The following is a 16,579-nucleotide window of genomic DNA, read 5'->3' as shown; positions in this document are numbered from 1 at the left end:
ATGTTCGACGGCGCCGGGCTGCTCCGCATTGCCTATGCCGCAAACGTCCTGATCCTTGTGCCCGTCTGCTGGGGCATGTTCCTCGGCGGCGGGGTCGCGAGCGTGTTTGAAGGTAAGGTCGAGGAATCGGCGGGGCTGCGCCTGCTCGTCGGCAGCCTGTGGTTTGCGATCCTCGCGTGCAGCATCGCGGGGCTCGCGATGCCAAAGCTGTTCGCGCCGCTGCTGGTCGTTCAGATCATCTACAAGAGCTTGTGGCTGCTCGTCTTTGTCGCGCCGCTCGTCGCGGCGGGGCGCAGCGGCGATGTGCCGTGGGGCATTTCGGCCAGCTTCATCGCGATCGTCGCTACCTATCCCTTTCTGCTCTGGAAATCGGGCGCGCTCTCCGCCGCCTGAACCATAACCCAAGGATGTCCCCATGAAAGCCATGCAATTGCGCGCCCCCGCCGCGCTCGACAATCTAATGCTGGTCGAACTCGCCGACCCCGGCGATCCGGGGCCGGGCGAAATCCGGGTGCGACTGACCGCGTCGTCGCTCAACTTCCACGATTATGCGGTCGTGACAGGGATACTCCCCGCTGCGGACGGACGCATCCCGATGTCCGACGGCGCCGGGACGGTCGAGGCGGTGGGCGAGGGGGTCACGCAGTTCAAACCCGGCGACATCGTGGTGTCGATCTTCTTCCCCGACTGGATCGACGGCGCCCCGCCCGCGACGGCGTTCCGCGGCGTGCCGGGCGACGGCATCGACGGTTATGCGCGCGAAGTGGTGGTGACGCCGCAGCATTGGTTTACGCGCGTCCCGCAGGGGTACAATGCCGCCGAGGCCGCGACGCTGACCTGCGCCGGCCTCACCGCATGGCGCGCTTTGTTTGTCGACGGGGTGACTCAGCCCGGATCAACCGTGCTCGTACAGGGCAGCGGCGGGGTGTCGGTGTTCGCGCTGCAATTCGCCAAGGCCGCGGGCGCGCGGGTGATCGCGACCAGCTCGTCCGACGCGAAACTCGAACGGCTGAAAGCGCTCGGCGCCGATGAGCTGATCAATTACAAGGAGGTTTCTGCGTGGGGCGCAAAGGCGCTCGAACTGACCGGCGGGCGCGGGGTCGACACCGTCGTCGAAATCGGCGGCGCAGGCACGCTCGACCAGTCGATGATGGCAACGCGGGTCGGCGGTCATGTCGCACTGATCGGCGTGCTCGCGGGTTTTGCCGGACCGGTGCAGACCGGCCTGCTGATGGCCAAGAATTTGCGCGTGCAGGGGCTGACGGTGGGCAGCCGCCAGCAACAGCTCGACATGATTGCGGGGATCGAAGCGAACGGCATCCGCCCGATCATCAGCGACCACTTCCCGCTCGACCGCCTCGCCGATGCGTTCCGGCATCAGGCGGCGAATGGGCATTTCGGGAAGATTGTGGTGGATATTTGAGGCTAGAAGGCTCGTCATTGCGAGCGCAGCGAAGCAATCCAGAGCGGTTTACTCTACCTTGGATTGCTTCCCCCGGCTTTCGCCGGGGTCGCAATGATGGGGATTAGCTAAACCCCGCTGCCATGCCCCGCGTCGCCGTGCCGGATGCTGTCGCGCTTGACGCCATATGCGGCGCCCCAGCGGTCGGTCATCTGGGCGCGGATCGCCCAGAGTTCGGGGAAGAAGCGGTGGCGCGCGCCGGCGTCGAGCAGGTCCACTGCGCGGCCGCTGATCGCTTTCGATCCCATGCCGATCGAGCGGTGGACGAGGTAGATGTGGTGGGCGCGAAATTTCTGGAACAGCTCGTCGAATTCGATCAGCGCCTCGGCGACCATATAGGCTTCGTCATGGGCATAGCCGGTGTCGTAGATGTCGGTCAGCGTCCGCTTTTGCGGGTCCAGATACAGGGTGCGATAGGTGTCCCATAGTCCCGCGGGCAAGGTCAGCAGCATCTGGAAACCCGGGCTTTCCTGCCCCGATCCGTTGCCGAGCTGGAGCCGGATCGCCTGATAGTCATAGGGGCTCATCGTTTCGATCAGCGCCAGCTGGTCGGTCATCATCCTGAGCAGCATATGGACGCGGCCGAACAGGGTGATGGCGCGCATGAACTGACCGTCGCGCAAATGCTGGTCGATTTCGGCGAGGGTGAAGGCGGCGAGCTTCATCCACAATTCCTCGACCTGGTGGACGATCTGGAATTGCAGCTCGTCGGGGGTGACGAGGGTGGCGAGCGGTTTCTGGCAGGCGAGCAGGCGGTCGACCGCGAGGTAAACGCCATAGTCCTTGAGGACGGGGGCTTCGAGGCGGGTGTGAATGTCGGTTTTGTCGAGCATGGGATTTCCCTTGCAGATTGGATGCACTGTATCCCTCCCCTTCAGGGGAGGGCAGCGAGACTTTGAAACTTGTTTCCTAGTCGCAGCGGGTGGGGTTTATCGGGCTTACGCTACGCCGACAGACCCCACCCCAACCCCTCCCATGAAGGGGAGGGGCTTTGGTCTGTCCCTCAACCCCGCGGATACACCCCCGCGGGCGGGCGCCGCGGCGATCCCGATTGGCCGAGCCATAGCAATAGCGCGGCGCGCTTCATTTGGTCAGCAGGTCCGCGGGCAGCGTCGGTTCGCTGACCAGCCTGGCCATCCGGCGCCACATCTCGTCGCGGCTCGGCCGACCGCGCTCGACATGGGTGCGGACCATCGCCTCGCCGAGGCCGTAGTTGATCACATAGCTGCGATACTGGTCGGTGAAGCTGACCGATTGTTCGGCGCGTTTTTGCGACACCAGCAGATATTTCTGGGTCAGCGCGACCGCGGTGGGCCGGTCGATGACGCCATCCAGATATTGCTGCGCGATCGTCAGCCGCGCGCCGCCCAGCGCCTTCGTCGCGGCGAGTAGCTGCCAGTAGCGGTCGTCCGACGGCACGGCGATTTCGGCGAGCGGCATCAGCACGTCGCGCTCGGTCTCGGCCTTGCTCGCTCCGGGGAAGGCGAGATCGATGCCGTAATTGGCGGTCCCCTCGGCGATCAGGCTTTGCGGGCTGTACAGTGGATAGACGCTGAATTCGCTCCAGCCGCGCTCTTTGACCAGTTTCTCCTCCAGCTTCATGTTGAGGAGGTGGTGGCCCGGATAGCCCTCGTGACAGCCGAGGTCGATCGCCCTCGACAGGCGGATCGGCAGGTCGGTGTTAACCTGGATCAGGCTGTGATAGGCGCCCTGATAATAATTATAGCCGCTCCAGCTTTTGCCGGTGACGAATTCGAGCCGGAAGCTCTCGCCTTCGGGCATCGGGATATGCGCCAGGCTGCGGCCGCGGCAGCGCGCGATGGCGACGTCGAAGACCTTTTGCAGGCGGTCCTTGGGGATGGTGAAGGCGTCGAGATAGGCTTCGACGCGGTCGGCCAGCGGGCCTTCGCCCGGGACGAGCGCCTCGACCGCGGCGAGGTGCCGGTCATAGTCCGCGAGGGGTTTGAGCTGCGGACGGACGCCGAACAGCCGCTCGGCTTCGTCGGCGAAGGCGAAGCGCGTGCCCTCCATCATCATCAGCCGCGTTTCGGCGGCGCGCAGCTGCGCGCGCAGGAAGGCGGCGCGGCGGCGGTCGAGCGGGTCGGACAGGCGGCGCGCGGTCGCGTCAAGCCGCGCGGTCAGGTCGCGCGTCGCGGCGAGCAGCGCGGGTTTGTCGCGCGGTGTGGCCTCGGCTGCGGCTTTCAGCTCGGGCGGGCCGTAATAGGCGTCGATATAACCGTTTTCATGGGTACCGATCTCGAGCGTCAGTTTTAGGTAGGTCGCCGCGATGTCGTTCAGCACCTGCGCCGAAGCAGGGGCGCGGCGCACGTCGATCGCGGCGACGTCGGTCGCGCCGGACCGGGGTGCGGTCTGGCTCGTCGCGCAGCCCGAGAGAATGGTGGCGACGACCAACGCCAAGGTTATCGACCGGAGCATCATGCGCCTACCGGCTCCTCGTCTTCGGAGGTGTCCTCGACATCGCCGTCGGCAGCAATCTCGGCATCGGTTTCGCGCTCGACCGCATCATGATCCGGATGGAGCGGCGCAAAGCGAAGGACGGCAAAGCCCAGCAGAGCGGCGGCGAGCGAGCCCATCAGGACGCCGATCTTGGCCTCTTCGATCAGCAGCGCGTTGCCGGGGAAGGCGAGCCCGCCGATGAACAGGCTCATCGTGAAGCCGATCCCGCACAGCATCGCGACGCCATAGATTTGCAGCCAAGTCGCGCCGCGCAGCTTGCCTGCAACGCCGAGCTTGACCGCGAGCCACACGCTGCCGAAAATCCCGATCTGCTTGCCAAAGAACAGCCCCGCCGCGATGCCGAGCGGCAAGGGCGCGAAAATCTGTTCGGCGGTCAGCCCGCCGATATCGACCCCGGCATTGGCGAAGCCGAAGATCGGCACGATCGCAAAGGCGACCCATGGGTGGAGCCCATGCTCGAGCCGGTGGAGCGGCGAGGTCCGGCTGTCGGGGGCGCCGGGGGTGCGCTCGAACGGGATCGCCATCGCGGCCAACACCCCGGCGATGGTGGCGTGAACCCCCGAAAGCAGCATCGCATACCAAAGGAGCAGGAAGGCGAGCAGGTAGAGCGGCAGGCTTTTGACCCCCTGCCGGTTCATAACGAACATCGCGCCCAGAATCGCGGCAGCGGCTGCGAGCGCGATCATGTTGATCTCGGCGGTATAGAAGAGCGCGATGATCGCCACGGCGCCCATGTCGTCGACGATCGCGACGGTGACGAGAAACAGCTTGAGCGACGTCGGCGCGCGCCGACCGAGCAATGCGAGAATGCCCATTGCAAAGGCGATATCGGTGGCCGCTGGAATCGCCCAGCCTTGCGCCAGCCCAGGTGTCGACCCTGCAAAGCCTAGATAGAGTACAGCGGGAACCACCATCCCCGCCGCCGCGGCGATGAACGGCAGGCGCCGCCGGTCCCAGCTGGCAAGGCGGCCATCGACGAACTCACGTTTGATTTCGAGCCCGACGAGCAGGAAAAACACCGCCATCAAACCGTCGTTGATCCACAGATGGACGGTCATCGGGCCGAGCTTGTCGGTCAGTACCGGGCCTGTCTCCGCATGGATGGCATGGTAATACGCATCGCCCAGCGCCGAGTTGGCGATAATCATCGCCAAAATGGCGGCGAAAATCAGCAGCATCCCGCCCGCGCTTTCGCTCGCAAGAAAGTTGCGCAAGGCCGAAGGGGGCGGATTTCTGCCGTTCATGGGTCGGTCGTTCCTTTTTGTTCGATGGGCGGTGCCGGTGTCCTAGCTCCTGCCGCTCGTCTTTACAAATTCACCTCGGGATATAGCAATGTCGCTGTGGGTGGCATGACGCCGCGGTGGCACGAGGCTGGTGGGTGGAGCTATCGACCGCATGGCTGGGATGGCTGGTGCTGGGGGCCAGCCGCGAACTGATGCTGTTCGCATCGGTGGGTATCTTGCTGATCGGGCTCGACGACCTGTTGTTCGATGCGTTCTGGTTGGGGACGCGCGGTGAGCGTCAAGCGGGCGCGACCGGTAAGCCGCCACTGACAGGAACCATCGCTGTCTTCATTCCCGCGTGGGACGAACATCGTATCCTGGCCGCGATGCTGCGCCGTTCGCTCGCCGCATGGGAAGGCGAGGATGTCCGCATTTACATCGGTTGTTACCCCAATGATGCCGCGACGCTGTTTGCGATCTCGCCGCTGATTGCTGGCGACCGCCGCTTGCGATTGGTCGTCAACGAGCGCGACGGGCCGACGACGAAGGGCGACAATCTTAACCGGCTGTGGGCGGCGCTGGGTGCGGATGAGCGCGCCGAGGGGATGCGCTTTGCCGCGATCGTACTTCATGATGCCGAGGACCATGTCCATCCGGGCGAGATCGCGCTGTATCGACGCCATTTGAGCGACGCCGCGATGGTACAAATCCCCGTCGTTCCAATCATCGCGCGCGGCGCCCGGTGGATCGGCGGTCACTATGGCGACGAGTTTGCCGAGGCGCATGGCAAGGAAATGGTCGTGCGCTCGCGGCTGGGGATGCCCTTGCCCTCGGCAGGGGTCGGCTGTGCACTAACGCGCCATACGCTCGCGCTGCTGGCGATCGAGCGTGGGGGCGATCCGTTCCGCTGCAACAGCCTGACCGAAGATTATGAAATCGGCATGGTGATCGGCGCTTACGGGCTCCGCGCGCGCTTTGTCGATGAAACCGGGCCAGCGGGTGACCGGGTCGTGTCGCGCGGGGCATTTCCCGATCGCACCGATGCGGCGGTGCGGCAAAAGGCGCGCTGGATCGCCGGGATTGCGCTGGCGGGATGGGACCATCTGGGCTGGCCGGGATCGCGCCGCGGCGTCATGGCGGCGCAGTCGGATCGTGTCTGGTTGGCCCGCTGGATGCTGTGGCGCGACCGTCGGGCACCGCTAGCTGCGCTGGTATTGCTGTCGGCCTATGCCGGTCTGTTTTTGACTGCTGCTGGCTGGCTGGGGCGCGCCGTTCTGGGTTGGGAAGCGGTGATCGTTGGCGACGCAATGCGTATCCTGCTGGCGCTGGGCGCGATGCTGCTGGTCTGGCGGCTGGCGATGCGCAGCCTGTTTGCCGGGCGCTGTTATGGCTGGCGCGAGGGGGTGTGGGCTGTACCGCGTGCTTTTGTCGCCAATATCATGGCGATGCTCGCGGCGCGGCGCGCGCTGGTCATCTACTGGCGTATGCTGCGGTCGGGCGAGGTCGTGTGGGACAAGACCGAGCATCGCGAAAGCGACATGACGCCGGATGTCGCCGCCGCACCAGTGATGGCGCGATGAGCGTGCGGCGCCTTGCCATCGCGCGCGACGCCCCGGCGCTGCGCTTTCTGCTGTTCTGCGTTGGCGGGTGGACCGTGCTGCGAGTTGCGGCGCATTGGAACCCCGACGTGACGCCGCCGCCGCCCGAAACGGTGACGCCGCCGTGGTCCGTGCCGACGCCCTTTGCTGCGACCGGCTGGCGCAATGGCATCGCTGCACCTGTTCACGATTCCACGGACGATATGGCGCCAGCGCCCCGGTTGACGGGCTTTACGCAGGGCGTTGCCGCGCAGCCTCGCACGTTCGACGCGGCTGCAATCGCGCATGACGAAAGCGGGTCGTCCGGTGATTCCGGGGGCGCAGATCGCCACGGCCTGCGCGCGGCACTGATCGCACGGCTTTTCTCGTCGCCACCGGGCGGCGCTATGCGGACGGCTGTGCGGCACAGCAGGGCCGACTGGTACCCGGTCAAGGCGTCGGAACAGGCGACGCCCGGACAGGGCAAGCCATTCTGGATGCGGCGCCAGATGGCGGGTTGGTCGCTCGGTGGCTGGCTCTATCTGCGCGGTGGCGCTTTGCGCGCGCCTGATGGTATCGCGGCGGCAAGCCAACTCGGCGGCAGCCAGGCGGGATTACGGCTCGCCTATGGGTTTGGCGATACCGGCCGCGTGCGCGCCTATGCCCGCGCGACGATCGCTGTGCGACGCGCCGCCCAGCGCGAGCTGGCCTTTGGACTGGCGTTTGCACCCTTGGCCCATTGGCCGGTCGATGCCGCGATCGAACAGCGCGTGGCGGTGGGCCGAGAGGGGCGGACAGCGCTGGCCGCGATGGTCAGCGGCGGCGTCGGCGACGTCGCGCTGCCGCATGGGTTCCGGCTAGAGGCCTATGGTCAGGCGGGCGTCGTCGGGGCGCGGCGGCGCGACGGCTTCGCCGACGGCGCGGTCGTGATCGACCATGGGATTGGACCGGACGAGACATCACCGTTGCGGCTGGGCGCGCTGGCGGCGGGGGCGGTGCAGCCGGACGCGGCGCGCGTCGATGTCGGGCCGCGCTTGACTTTGCGCCTTCCGCAAGTCGGCGAAGGCGGCCGGATCGCGCTCGATTGGCGCCAGCGCATTGCGGGCGATGCGCGCCCCGCCAGCGGGCTCGCGCTGACGCTCGCGAGCGATTTCTAGGTCGCGCAAAAATAGCGGTCCAGCCGATTCCCCGCTCTAGAAAAATGGTCTAGGGTCATGGGACTCGGCGCAGTTTTACGCCGCGGACGCATGTTTCGAGGCCCATGGACCTTTATCTTCCCGTCGCCAATTTGTCGGTCAATGCGCTGGTCATCGTCCTGCTGGGCGGCGGGGTCGGGTTTCTGTCGGGCATGTTCGGGGTCGGCGGCGGGTTTTTGACCACGCCGCTGCTCATCTTCTATGGCATTCCGCCGACCGTCGCGGCAGCGTCGGCGGCGACGCAGGTCACCGGGGCGAGCGTGTCGGGGGTGATGGCGCATCTCGAACGCGACGGCGTTGACCTGCGGATGGGGGCGGTGCTGGTCGCGGGCGGCTTGCTCGGATCACTGATCGGCGCCGGATTGTTCGAACTGCTCACCGCCTGGGGCCAGATCGATACGGTGATTTCGATCCTGTATGTGGCGCTGCTCGGCACGGTCGGGACGTTCATGGGGCGCGAGGCATGGGGCAGCTTTCGTGCTGCGCAAGCCGGATTGCCCGCCCCGGCGCGCAAACGGCGCCACCATCCGATGGTCGCCAATCTGCCGCTGCGCTGGCGTTTCTACCGTTCGGGCCTGTATATTTCGCCGCTGGCGCCGCTGCTGCTCGGGATGATCGGCGGGGTGCTGACGATGCTGCTGGGCGTCGGCGGCGGCTTTATCATGGTCCCGGCGATGCTGTACCTGCTCGGCATGGGGACGCAGGTCGTGGTCGGCACGTCGCTGTTCCAGATATTGTTCGTGACGATCGCGACGACGATGGTCCACGCGCTGACCACCGGCGCGGTCGATATCGTGCTGGCGGCGCTGCTGCTGCTGGGCAGCGTCGTTGGGGCGCAGTTCGGGGCGCGCTTTGCGCAAAAGGCGCGGCCCGAATATCTGCGGCTGGCGCTGGCGGTGATCGTGTTGCTGGTGGCGTTGCAAATGGCCGTCGGGCTGTTCATTCGCCCTGACGAAATTTATTCGGTGCAATGACCGGTTTTCGCGCCCTGATCCTGTGGCTCGCGGCGCTGTTGCCGGTAGCGGCGGCGCAGGCGGCCGATCCGCGGCTCGTTCCCGATGTGTCGAGCCGCGCGATCGACATCCAGTACAGCTTTACCGGCGAGGAATTGCTGCTGTTCGGCGCGATCCTCTATCCCGGCCAGCGGCTGCCCGACGACCGCGCCGACATCGTCGTCGTGTTGAAAGGGCCGGTGCGACCGATCGTGCTGCGCGAAAAGCGGCGGGTCGCCGGAATCTGGGTCAACGCCAGCAGCATTCGCTTGCGCACCTCGCCCGGTTTTTACGCGATCGGATCGTCGCGCCCGATCGACAAGCTGGTCGATGAGCGCACCGCGGCGATTTTCGAGCTGGGGCTGGCCAATCTGTCGATGTCGCCGACCGAATTTTCGGAAGCGACCAAGCTCGAACGCTTCGAGGCCGGCCTCACCGACCTTTATAGTCGGCTCGGGCTTTTTTATGAAAATCCGGCGGCGGTCGAAATTACCGAAGGCGTGCTGTATCGCGCCCGCATTCCGGTGCCCGCGCGCGTGCCGGTGGGCACGTATCGCGCCGAAACCTTTTTGATCAGCCGCGGCCGCGTGCTCGCGGTCGCATCGCGCGATGTCCAGATCCGCAAGGCGGGGTTCGAACGCTTTGTCGCGCTGGCGGCCGAGCGGCACGGCTTTCTCTATGGTCTGACCGCGGTCGCGCTGTCGCTGCTGCTCGGTTATGCGGCATCGGCGATTTTCCGCCGTCGTTGAGCCTATATTTACCCTCGCCTGCGATACCCACCGTCGGGACCATTTCAGGCGGGGCATTTTGATGGATATGCAGGGTGGCGGATTTCCCGCCGGTGATTCGACGGCGGCGCAGCATGTGCGGCTCGCCGGTGGCGGCGTGGCCGCTTCGGTGGCGCCGGTGATCAACCATCATCGCGACGATCTGATGATTGGCGAAGTGATCGATATTTCGGGGTCGGCCTCGCGCATCCTGCTCGACGCCGCGACGATCGGCAAGCTGTCGGGGTCGAGCGATGCCGCGGTGGCGATGGCGGGGCAGGTCGGGGCGCAGGTCAAGGTTCGCGTCGGCAACATCTGGCTGATCGCCAGCATCCGCGACCAGCAACTGCACGAGCGCGGCGAAGGGCTGATCGTCGCGACGATCGACTTTCTGGGCGAAGGCGAAGAAGAAAAAATCACTGGCCGCATTTCGAATTTCCGCCGCGGCGTCACCCGCTATCCTATCCCGGGCAGCCAGGTGTTTGCGGCGACCAGCGCCGACCTCAAACAGATTTATGCCGCCGACGAGCGCGCGCATGTCGAAATCGGCACCGTCTATCCGACCAAGGATATTCGCGGCTCGCTGTATGTCGATGCGATGCTCGGCAAGCATTTCGCGCTGCTGGGGTCGACCGGTACCGGTAAATCGACGAGCGCGGCGCTGATCCTGCACAAGATTTGCGACTTGGCGCCGCAGGGCCATATCGTGATGATCGATCCGCACGGCGAGTATTCGGCGGCGTTCAAGGGCATCGGGGCGCTGTTCGATGTCGACAACCTCGCCATGCCCTATTGGCTGATGAACTTCGAAGAACATTGCGAAGTGTTCGTCACCGCCGAGGGGCGCGACCGTCAGGCCGATTGCGACGTGCTGTCGCGCTGTCTGCTCCAGGCGCGGACGAAGAACCGGCTGGCCGAAGGCATGACCAAGATCACGGTCGATTCGCCGATTCCCTATCTGCTGTCCGATCTGCTGAGCATCCTGACCAACGAGATGGGCAAGCTCGACAAGGCGACGTCAAGCGCGCCGTTCATGCGCATCAAGGGCAAGATCGAGGAAATGCGCGCCGATCCCCGCTATAATTTCATGTTCTCGGGGATGCTGGTCGCGGACACGATGGCGGGGTTCCTGGGCAAGATTTTCCGCCTGCCGTCGGATGGTCGTCCCATATCAATCATCGACGTGTCGGGGGTGCCGTCGGACATCACCGGCGTCGTCGTCGCGGTGCTGTCGCGGCTGACCTTCGACTATGCGATCTGGTCGCGCGGTGAACCGCAGCGCCCGATCCTGCTCGTTTGCGAAGAAGCGCATCGCTACATCCCGTCGAAGGATACGGGGCAGGGGCAGGCGGTGCGCAAGATCTTGGAGCGGATCGCCAAGGAAGGCCGGAAATATGGCGTGTCGCTGGGCCTGATTACCCAGCGCCCGTCCGATCTGGCCGAAGGCGTGCTGTCGCAGTGCGGGACGATCATCTCGATGCGCCTGAACAACGAGCGCGATCAGCATTTCGTGAAAGCAGCGATGCCCGAAGGCGCGCGCGGGTTCATCGATTCCATCCCGGCGCTGCGCAACCGCGAATGCATCGTGTGCGGCGAAGGCGTATCGATCCCGATCCGCGTCTATCTCGACACGCTGGCGGAGGACAAGCGGCCCGCATCGAGCGATCCGCTGTTCTCGAAGCTGTGGAGGGAAACCGGCGGCGAGGCGGAAATTCTGGAGCGGGTCGTCAAGCGCTGGCGCAGTCAGGGTCGGTGAGCCGCGTCACGCCCCGCAAATTTGCGGCGTGATCGCGCTCTAATCACCCGTATCCGTGGCCAAGTCGCGCGCGACCTTTGGGTCGCGCAGCAATTTTTCGATATGGCTCGCCTCGTCAAAGCTCTCGTCGGACAGGAATTTCAGCTTCGCGGCATATTTCATTGCCATTCGTTCGGCGACGCTCTTTTGCAGCCAGGCGGTGTTGGTGCGCAGCGCCTTCAGCACCGCTTCCTCTTCCTTGCCGAGCAGCGATTTGACGAACACTGTCGCGTGGCGCAGGTCCGATGACATGCGCACTTCGGTGACGCTCACCGGATGCTTGGTCAGCTGATCGTCATGCACGTCGCCGCGCGCCAGGATGTCGGACAGGATATGGCGCACCTGTTCGCCGACGCGCAGCGCGCGAACCGTGGGGCCTTTGGTGTCTGCCGCTTTCATGCCGCACCCTTCTCCAATTCATCCAGTTTCGCGACAATCCGCGCAATCGAGCGCATGTTGCGCGCCGTACCCTTATGTTCCAGCCGCCGCTCGATCATCCGCGCGGTCAATTTGCTCTCGCCCACCCCGTCGCCATAATCGATATAGAGCGCGCGGTCGCCGAGCGCGAGGCGCTCGTTCGGCTTGATCCACTTGTCCGCCGCCAGCGCATCAAATTGCCCCTGCGTCGGCTGCCCGTCGAGGAACATCGTGTGGACGAACTTGTCCTCATTGGTTCCCGCAAAGGGATTGTCAGCAATCGCCGCCGCCAGCTCGTCCCGATCGCGCACCAGCGCCGCGCATTGCATGTCGAACCGGTCGCTGACCATCAAAGTCAGCTTTTCCTCCAGCCCGCGCGTCGGCCGCGCGGGGTGCGAGAAAATGACATTGCCGCTGGCCACGACGGTCTCGACATCGGCAAACCCCTCCGCCGCGAACGCCGCGCGCAGGTCGGCCATGGTCAGCCGGTTGCCGCCGACATTAATGCTGCCGAACAGGGCGACGTAGCGGGACACGGCGCTGTCAGTCGAATGGCATGATGTCGTCGACATCAACCGAGAGGGCGTCGGCCAACGCGCGCCAATTTTTGGCGCTGGTATCGCGCTTTCCTCTTTCGAGACTGGAAATCGTCATCTTGGAAAGACCGACCTTCTCACCCAGTGCCTGCTGCGACAGGCCGCGATACTCGCGCCACACCAACAGCCCGGCTTCGCCGTCCACCAGGCGTTCGACAAGGGACGCCGGAACATATTCTTCGCCGTCAAGGCGCCGCGCCTCCGCCCTTTCCGCCGCCTCACTATCCGCACGCTCTTCAGCCTGGTCGGCAAGGCTTCGATATTCGGCTTCTGGCAGAATGACCATTTTTTGGCCTGCGATTTCAATAAATTGAACCGTCATGTCTCATCCTCATAAGCCGACGAGCGCGGCGCAATATCGCGAATCATCAATGTATCGCCCTCGATGACAAAGATGACCCGCCAGTCTTGAACTCTCAGTCGGCTCTCCGTCCGCCCTTTGAGTCGCGTCACATTATTTTCCAGCGCCGCAGGATCTGACGCCAGTAGCGCGATCTTGTCCAAAAGGATTCGCCGCTTGTTCGATCGAACCAGCGCCTGCTGCGCGGCTTTCGAATAGCGAACGTCCATCGACAATCGTTAGACCAAAAGAAAAAATCACGCAAGGAGTGTAAGCAATGAGCTTACACGCCTTGCGTCGATCGTCTCAATTCCCGCTGCCCGCGGCGAGGAAATTCAGATCAAAGCGTCCGTTCGCGCATTTCGACTTCGAAGACTTCCAGATTGTCGCCCGCCTTGATGTCGTTGGTATCCGACAACACGACACCGCATTCCAGACCCGCGCGCACTTCGGCGACGTCGTCCTTGAAGCGGCGCAGCGACGCGATGGTGGTCGCCGACACGATGACATCGTCGCGGGTAAGGCGTGCGTGCAGCCCCTTGCGAATGATGCCTTCGAGCACGAGCAGACCCGCGGCCTTGTCGCGCTTGCCCGCCGGGAACACGTCCTTGACTTCGGCACGGCCGACCACGGTTTCGATCCGCTCGGGACCCAGCTCGCCCGCCATTTCCTTGCGGATTTCGTCGGTCAGGTGATAGATCACGTCATGATACATGAAGCGCACATTTTCGCGCTTCGCGATGTCGCGCGCCTTCGGGTTCGGACGGACGTTAAAGCCAATGATGGGCGCCTTGGTCGCCGCCGCGAGCGTCACGTCGCTTTCGGTGATCGCCCCGGCGCCCGACTGGAGCACGCGAACGCGGATCTCGTCGGTCGACAGCTTGTTCAGCGCGTTGACTATCGCTTCGACCGACCCCTGCACATCGCCCTTGATGATCACCGGGAACTGGATGACGTTGGTCTTGTCGGCCAGCGCCTCGAACATCCCTTCCAGGCTGACCGGCGCCTGCACGGTGCGCTTGCGCGTTGCCTGTTCCTGACGATAGGTCGCGACTTCGCGGGCGCGCGCTTCGTTCTCGACGACGGTGAGCGTATCCCCCGCCATCGGGACACCGCCCAGACCCAGCACTTCGACCGGCATCGACGGGGTCGCCGATTTGATCTGCTTGCCCTGATCGTCGATCAGCGCGCGGACGCGGCCGCTTTCGGCGCCGCAGACAAAGATGTCGCCGACCTTCAGCGTACCACGACGCACGAGGATCGTCGCCACCGGACCGCGACCCTTGTCGAGCTTCGCCTCGATCACCGTGCCTTCGGCGGCGCGGTCGGGGTTGGCTTTCAGCTCCATGATTTCGGCCTGCACCGCGATCGCGTCGAGCAACTTGTCGAGGCCGGTTTTCTTGAGCGCCGATACTTCGACATTCTGCACGTCGCCGCCCATTTCCTCGACCACCAGCTCATGTTCGAGCAGGCGTTCGCGGACGCGCTGCGGATTGGCGCCTTCCTTGTCGACCTTGTTGATCGCGACGATGATCGGCACGCCGGCTGCCTTGGCATGGGCAATCGCCTCGATCGACTGCGGCTTCAGCCCGTCGTCGGCGGCCACCACCAGGATGACGATGTCGGTGACATTGGCCCCGCGCTGGCGCATCTCGGTAAAGGCTTCGTGGCCCGGCGTATCGAGGAAGGTGACGAGCGACCCATCGGGGGTCTTCACCTGATAGGCGCCGATATGCTGGGTGATGCCGCCGGCCTCGCCCGCGACGACATTGGCGCCGCGCAGCGCGTCGAGCAGGCTGGTCTTGCCGTGATCGACATGGCCCATGATCGTGACCACCGGCGCGCGGGGCTTCAAATGTTCGGCGTCGTCGATGTCTTCGTCGTGACGAATATCGACATCGCCCTCGCTGACGCGAATGATCTCATGCCCGAATTCGGCGACGAGCAGTTCGGCGATGTCTTGGTCGATCGTGTCGGTGCTCGCCGACGGGCTGCCCAGCCTGAACAGCGCCTTGACCAGGTCGCCGGTCTTTTCGGCCATGCGGTTCGCGAGTTCGGCGACCGTGATGCTTTCGGGCACCACGACTTCGCGGACCTGCTTCTCGCGCGGACCCGACGATGCGGTGTGCGAACGCTTTTCCTTTTCGCGGGCGCGCTTCAGCGCCGCCAGGCTGCGGGCGCGAGCGCCTTCATCTTCGTTCAGCGCGCGCGTGACGGTCAGCTTGCCCGACTGGCGGCGGGCGTCGCCGCCGCGGCTCGGCTTCGGTTCGGGACGCTTCGGCTCGGGGCGCTTGGGCGCTTCGACCGGGGTAAAGCGGCGCGGCGCTGGTGCGGCGCTGGTGGGCGCGCGCGGCGCGGCGGTTTCAGCCTTTGGCGCTTCGGCGGCGGGCGCCTCGGCAACCGGCTCGGCAGCGGCGGCCGGCGCCGGTGCAGGGGTCGGCTCGGCGGGCTTGGCGGCCGACTGCTCGGCACGCTGCTTTTCTTCTTCGGCGGCGCGGGCGCGCGCGGCCTCTTCGCGGCGGCGATTGTCTTCGAGCGACGACATGCGCGCCTCTTCGGCCTCGCGCAGCAATTGCGCCTGACGCTCCTGACGCGACATCAGGCTGTCATTCTCGCTCACGCGCGGCGCGGCGGGTTTCGGCGCGGGGGCGGGCGCAGCAACCGGCGCGGGTGCCGGAGCGGCCGCGACCTCTTCGACCACCGGTTCGGGCGCAGGATCGCCGGGACGACCGAGCACGCGGCGACGCTTCACCTCGACCACCACCGTATTGCGGCGGCCGTGGCTGAATTGCTGCTGCACCTGTCCGGCCTCGACCGTCCGCTTCAGCCCCAAAGGCTTGCGGGTAAGGGTCGGTTTGTCCTGTTCGTCACTCATCGAAACTCATCATTCCTTCAAAACGCGTCCGAAGCGGCGGAGCCTGTCGGCGCCGCCCCAATTTTGTCCTCGCCAGCAAGCGGCGGGGCGTGCGGGTCGGAATCGCGGTTGGCCGCGTCCCTACTCCATCCTGTAAAAAACTGCCAGCGGCTCAAATGCGCCAGCACCCGCGCCGCAGCGCGGGCGTCGGTCAACGCCAGATGCACCGCATTCTCGCGGCCCAATGCCATAGATAGGGTGCTGCGGTCCACCGGCAAGACCAGCCCCTCGCGCCCCGAGCCTTCGGCATCTTCGCCGACGCGCCAGGCCTGCGCCAGTTTCTTGCGCCCATCCTCGCCCGCATCGCTGGCGTGGAGCAGCAAGCGCACCTGCCCCTTGCGCGCCGCGGTCTCGATCTTTTCATTGCCGCTGAGCAACGTACCCGAACGCGATTCCAGCCCCAGCCGGTCGAGCGTCGCGCGCGCCAGTTGCGCCTCGATCCGCGCGCCCAGATCGTCGGGGATGGTGAAATTGCTGTCCTGCAACGCCCGCGCCAGCCCGCCTTTCAGCTTGCCCTTCGCCTGCGCGGCTTCGAGCGTGGCGCGATCGACACCGATCCACGCCCCGCGTCCCGGCGCCTTGCCGAGTACGTCGGGCGCAATATCGCCGTCGGGGCTAAGCGCCAGGCGCACAAGCCTTTCGGCCGGCGAAACCTCGCCGGTGATGACGCAGCGCCGTTCCGGCACATGCTGGCCGCGCCGACCAGCGCGGTCTGGTTCGCTCAGCTGATCATTGTGCGGGGTCCGCATCAGCGGCCTCCCCGGCTTGCGGTGCGGTTTCCGCCGGTTCGCTCGACTCTTCGTCGTCGAACCAGTGGGCGCG

At 65.3% G+C, this 16,579-nt stretch carries 16 protein-coding genes; 7 read left to right on the top strand and 9 right to left on the bottom strand.

Features of this window, described 5'->3' with window-relative positions; translation table 11 throughout:
- Both VGN68_RS05410 and VGN68_RS05405 read left to right on the top strand, forming a co-directional pair.
- Positions 1-393: a hypothetical protein gene (locus tag VGN68_RS05410; protein ID WP_327474645.1), complete on the top strand. Its 393-nt coding sequence runs from the start codon at positions 1-3 to the stop codon at positions 391-393.
- A gap of 22 nt (positions 394-415) precedes the next feature.
- The gene (locus tag VGN68_RS05405; protein WP_327474643.1) at positions 416-1,423 is read left to right on the top strand and encodes an NAD(P)-dependent alcohol dehydrogenase; all 1,008 of its coding nucleotides are present in this window, start codon (positions 416-418) and stop codon (positions 1,421-1,423) included.
- Positions 1,424-1,530: 107 nt separating this feature from the next.
- Here the strand turns inward: VGN68_RS05405 and VGN68_RS05400 are convergent, their stop codons facing one another.
- The 3 genes from VGN68_RS05400 to nhaA form a co-directional block, all read right to left on the bottom strand.
- On the bottom strand, positions 1,531-2,295 hold the full coding sequence (locus VGN68_RS05400; protein ID WP_327474641.1) for a tryptophan 2,3-dioxygenase family protein: 765 nt from the start codon (positions 2,293-2,295) through the stop codon (positions 1,531-1,533).
- Between the two features lie 250 nt (positions 2,296-2,545).
- Positions 2,546-3,901, bottom strand: a complete 1,356-nt coding sequence (locus tag VGN68_RS05395; protein ID WP_327474639.1) for a hypothetical protein — start codon at positions 3,899-3,901, stop codon at positions 2,546-2,548.
- Positions 3,898-5,184 carry a Na+/H+ antiporter NhaA gene (gene nhaA / locus VGN68_RS05390; protein WP_327474637.1) on the bottom strand — a complete coding sequence of 429 codons (1,287 nt, stop codon included), beginning with the start codon at positions 5,182-5,184 and terminating at the stop codon, positions 3,898-3,900. Before nhaA ends, VGN68_RS05395 begins: the two co-directional genes overlap by 4 nt.
- 134 nt (positions 5,185-5,318) lie before the next feature.
- Here nhaA and VGN68_RS05385 point away from each other — a divergent pair, with 134 nt between their 5' ends.
- From VGN68_RS05385 to VGN68_RS05365, 5 genes are all read left to right on the top strand, one after another.
- Positions 5,319-6,743, top strand: coding sequence for a glycosyl transferase family protein (locus tag VGN68_RS05385; RefSeq protein WP_327474635.1), 1,425 nt, complete (start codon positions 5,319-5,321; stop codon positions 6,741-6,743).
- Positions 6,740-7,897, top strand: a complete 1,158-nt coding sequence (locus tag VGN68_RS05380) for a hypothetical protein (RefSeq protein ID WP_327474633.1) — start codon at positions 6,740-6,742, stop codon at positions 7,895-7,897. Before VGN68_RS05385 ends, VGN68_RS05380 begins: the two co-directional genes overlap by 4 nt.
- A 104-nt stretch (positions 7,898-8,001) precedes the next feature.
- Positions 8,002-8,910 (top strand): sulfite exporter TauE/SafE family protein, encoded by a 909-nt coding sequence (locus tag VGN68_RS05375; RefSeq protein ID WP_088442729.1) that lies wholly within the window; start codon positions 8,002-8,004, stop codon positions 8,908-8,910.
- Positions 8,907-9,677: a TIGR02186 family protein gene (locus tag VGN68_RS05370; protein ID WP_327474625.1), complete on the top strand. Its 771-nt coding sequence runs from the start codon at positions 8,907-8,909 to the stop codon at positions 9,675-9,677. The genes VGN68_RS05375 and VGN68_RS05370 overlap by 4 nt, the downstream gene beginning before the upstream one ends.
- Positions 9,678-9,738: 61 nt before the next feature.
- A complete protein-coding gene (locus VGN68_RS05365; protein ID WP_414713011.1) occupies positions 9,739-11,451 on the top strand; it encodes an ATP-binding protein in 1,713 nt (570 codons plus the stop codon).
- A 39-nt stretch (positions 11,452-11,490) separates the two neighbouring features.
- On the opposite strand, the gene rbfA is transcribed toward VGN68_RS05365, so the two are convergent.
- The 6 genes from rbfA to VGN68_RS05335 all read right to left on the bottom strand — a co-directional run bounded on the left by rbfA (position 11,491) and on the right by VGN68_RS05335 (position 16,506).
- Positions 11,491-11,889: a 30S ribosome-binding factor RbfA gene (rbfA, locus tag VGN68_RS05360; protein WP_327474623.1), complete on the bottom strand. Its 399-nt coding sequence runs from the start codon at positions 11,887-11,889 to the stop codon at positions 11,491-11,493.
- Entirely contained in the window at positions 11,886-12,443 is a 558-nt protein-coding gene (locus tag VGN68_RS05355; protein WP_327474621.1) for a DUF1697 domain-containing protein, read from the bottom strand. The genes rbfA and VGN68_RS05355 overlap by 4 nt, the downstream gene beginning before the upstream one ends.
- A gap of 7 nt (positions 12,444-12,450) precedes the next feature.
- The gene (locus tag VGN68_RS05350; RefSeq protein WP_327474619.1) at positions 12,451-12,825 is read right to left on the bottom strand and encodes a helix-turn-helix transcriptional regulator; all 375 of its coding nucleotides are present in this window, start codon (positions 12,823-12,825) and stop codon (positions 12,451-12,453) included.
- Positions 12,822-13,073: an addiction module toxin RelE gene (locus tag VGN68_RS05345; RefSeq protein WP_327474617.1), complete on the bottom strand. Its 252-nt coding sequence runs from the start codon at positions 13,071-13,073 to the stop codon at positions 12,822-12,824. Before VGN68_RS05345 ends, VGN68_RS05350 begins: the two co-directional genes overlap by 4 nt.
- A 110-nt stretch (positions 13,074-13,183) precedes the next feature.
- Complete coding sequence (gene infB, locus VGN68_RS05340) at positions 13,184-15,718, bottom strand: translation initiation factor IF-2 (protein WP_327474614.1); 2,535 nt, start codon at positions 15,716-15,718, stop codon at positions 13,184-13,186.
- 17 nt (positions 15,719-15,735) lie between these two features.
- The gene (locus VGN68_RS05335; protein WP_327474612.1) at positions 15,736-16,506 is read right to left on the bottom strand and encodes a DUF448 domain-containing protein; all 771 of its coding nucleotides are present in this window, start codon (positions 16,504-16,506) and stop codon (positions 15,736-15,738) included.
- Positions 16,507-16,579 lie beyond the last annotated feature (73 nt).

It is taken from the genome of Sphingopyxis sp., assembly GCF_035998965.1.
In the GTDB taxonomy this organism is placed as follows: domain Bacteria; phylum Pseudomonadota; class Alphaproteobacteria; order Sphingomonadales; family Sphingomonadaceae; genus Sphingopyxis.
Note: the sequence above shows the minus strand (reverse complement) of the source record. Positions and strands in the feature narration are given on the sequence as shown.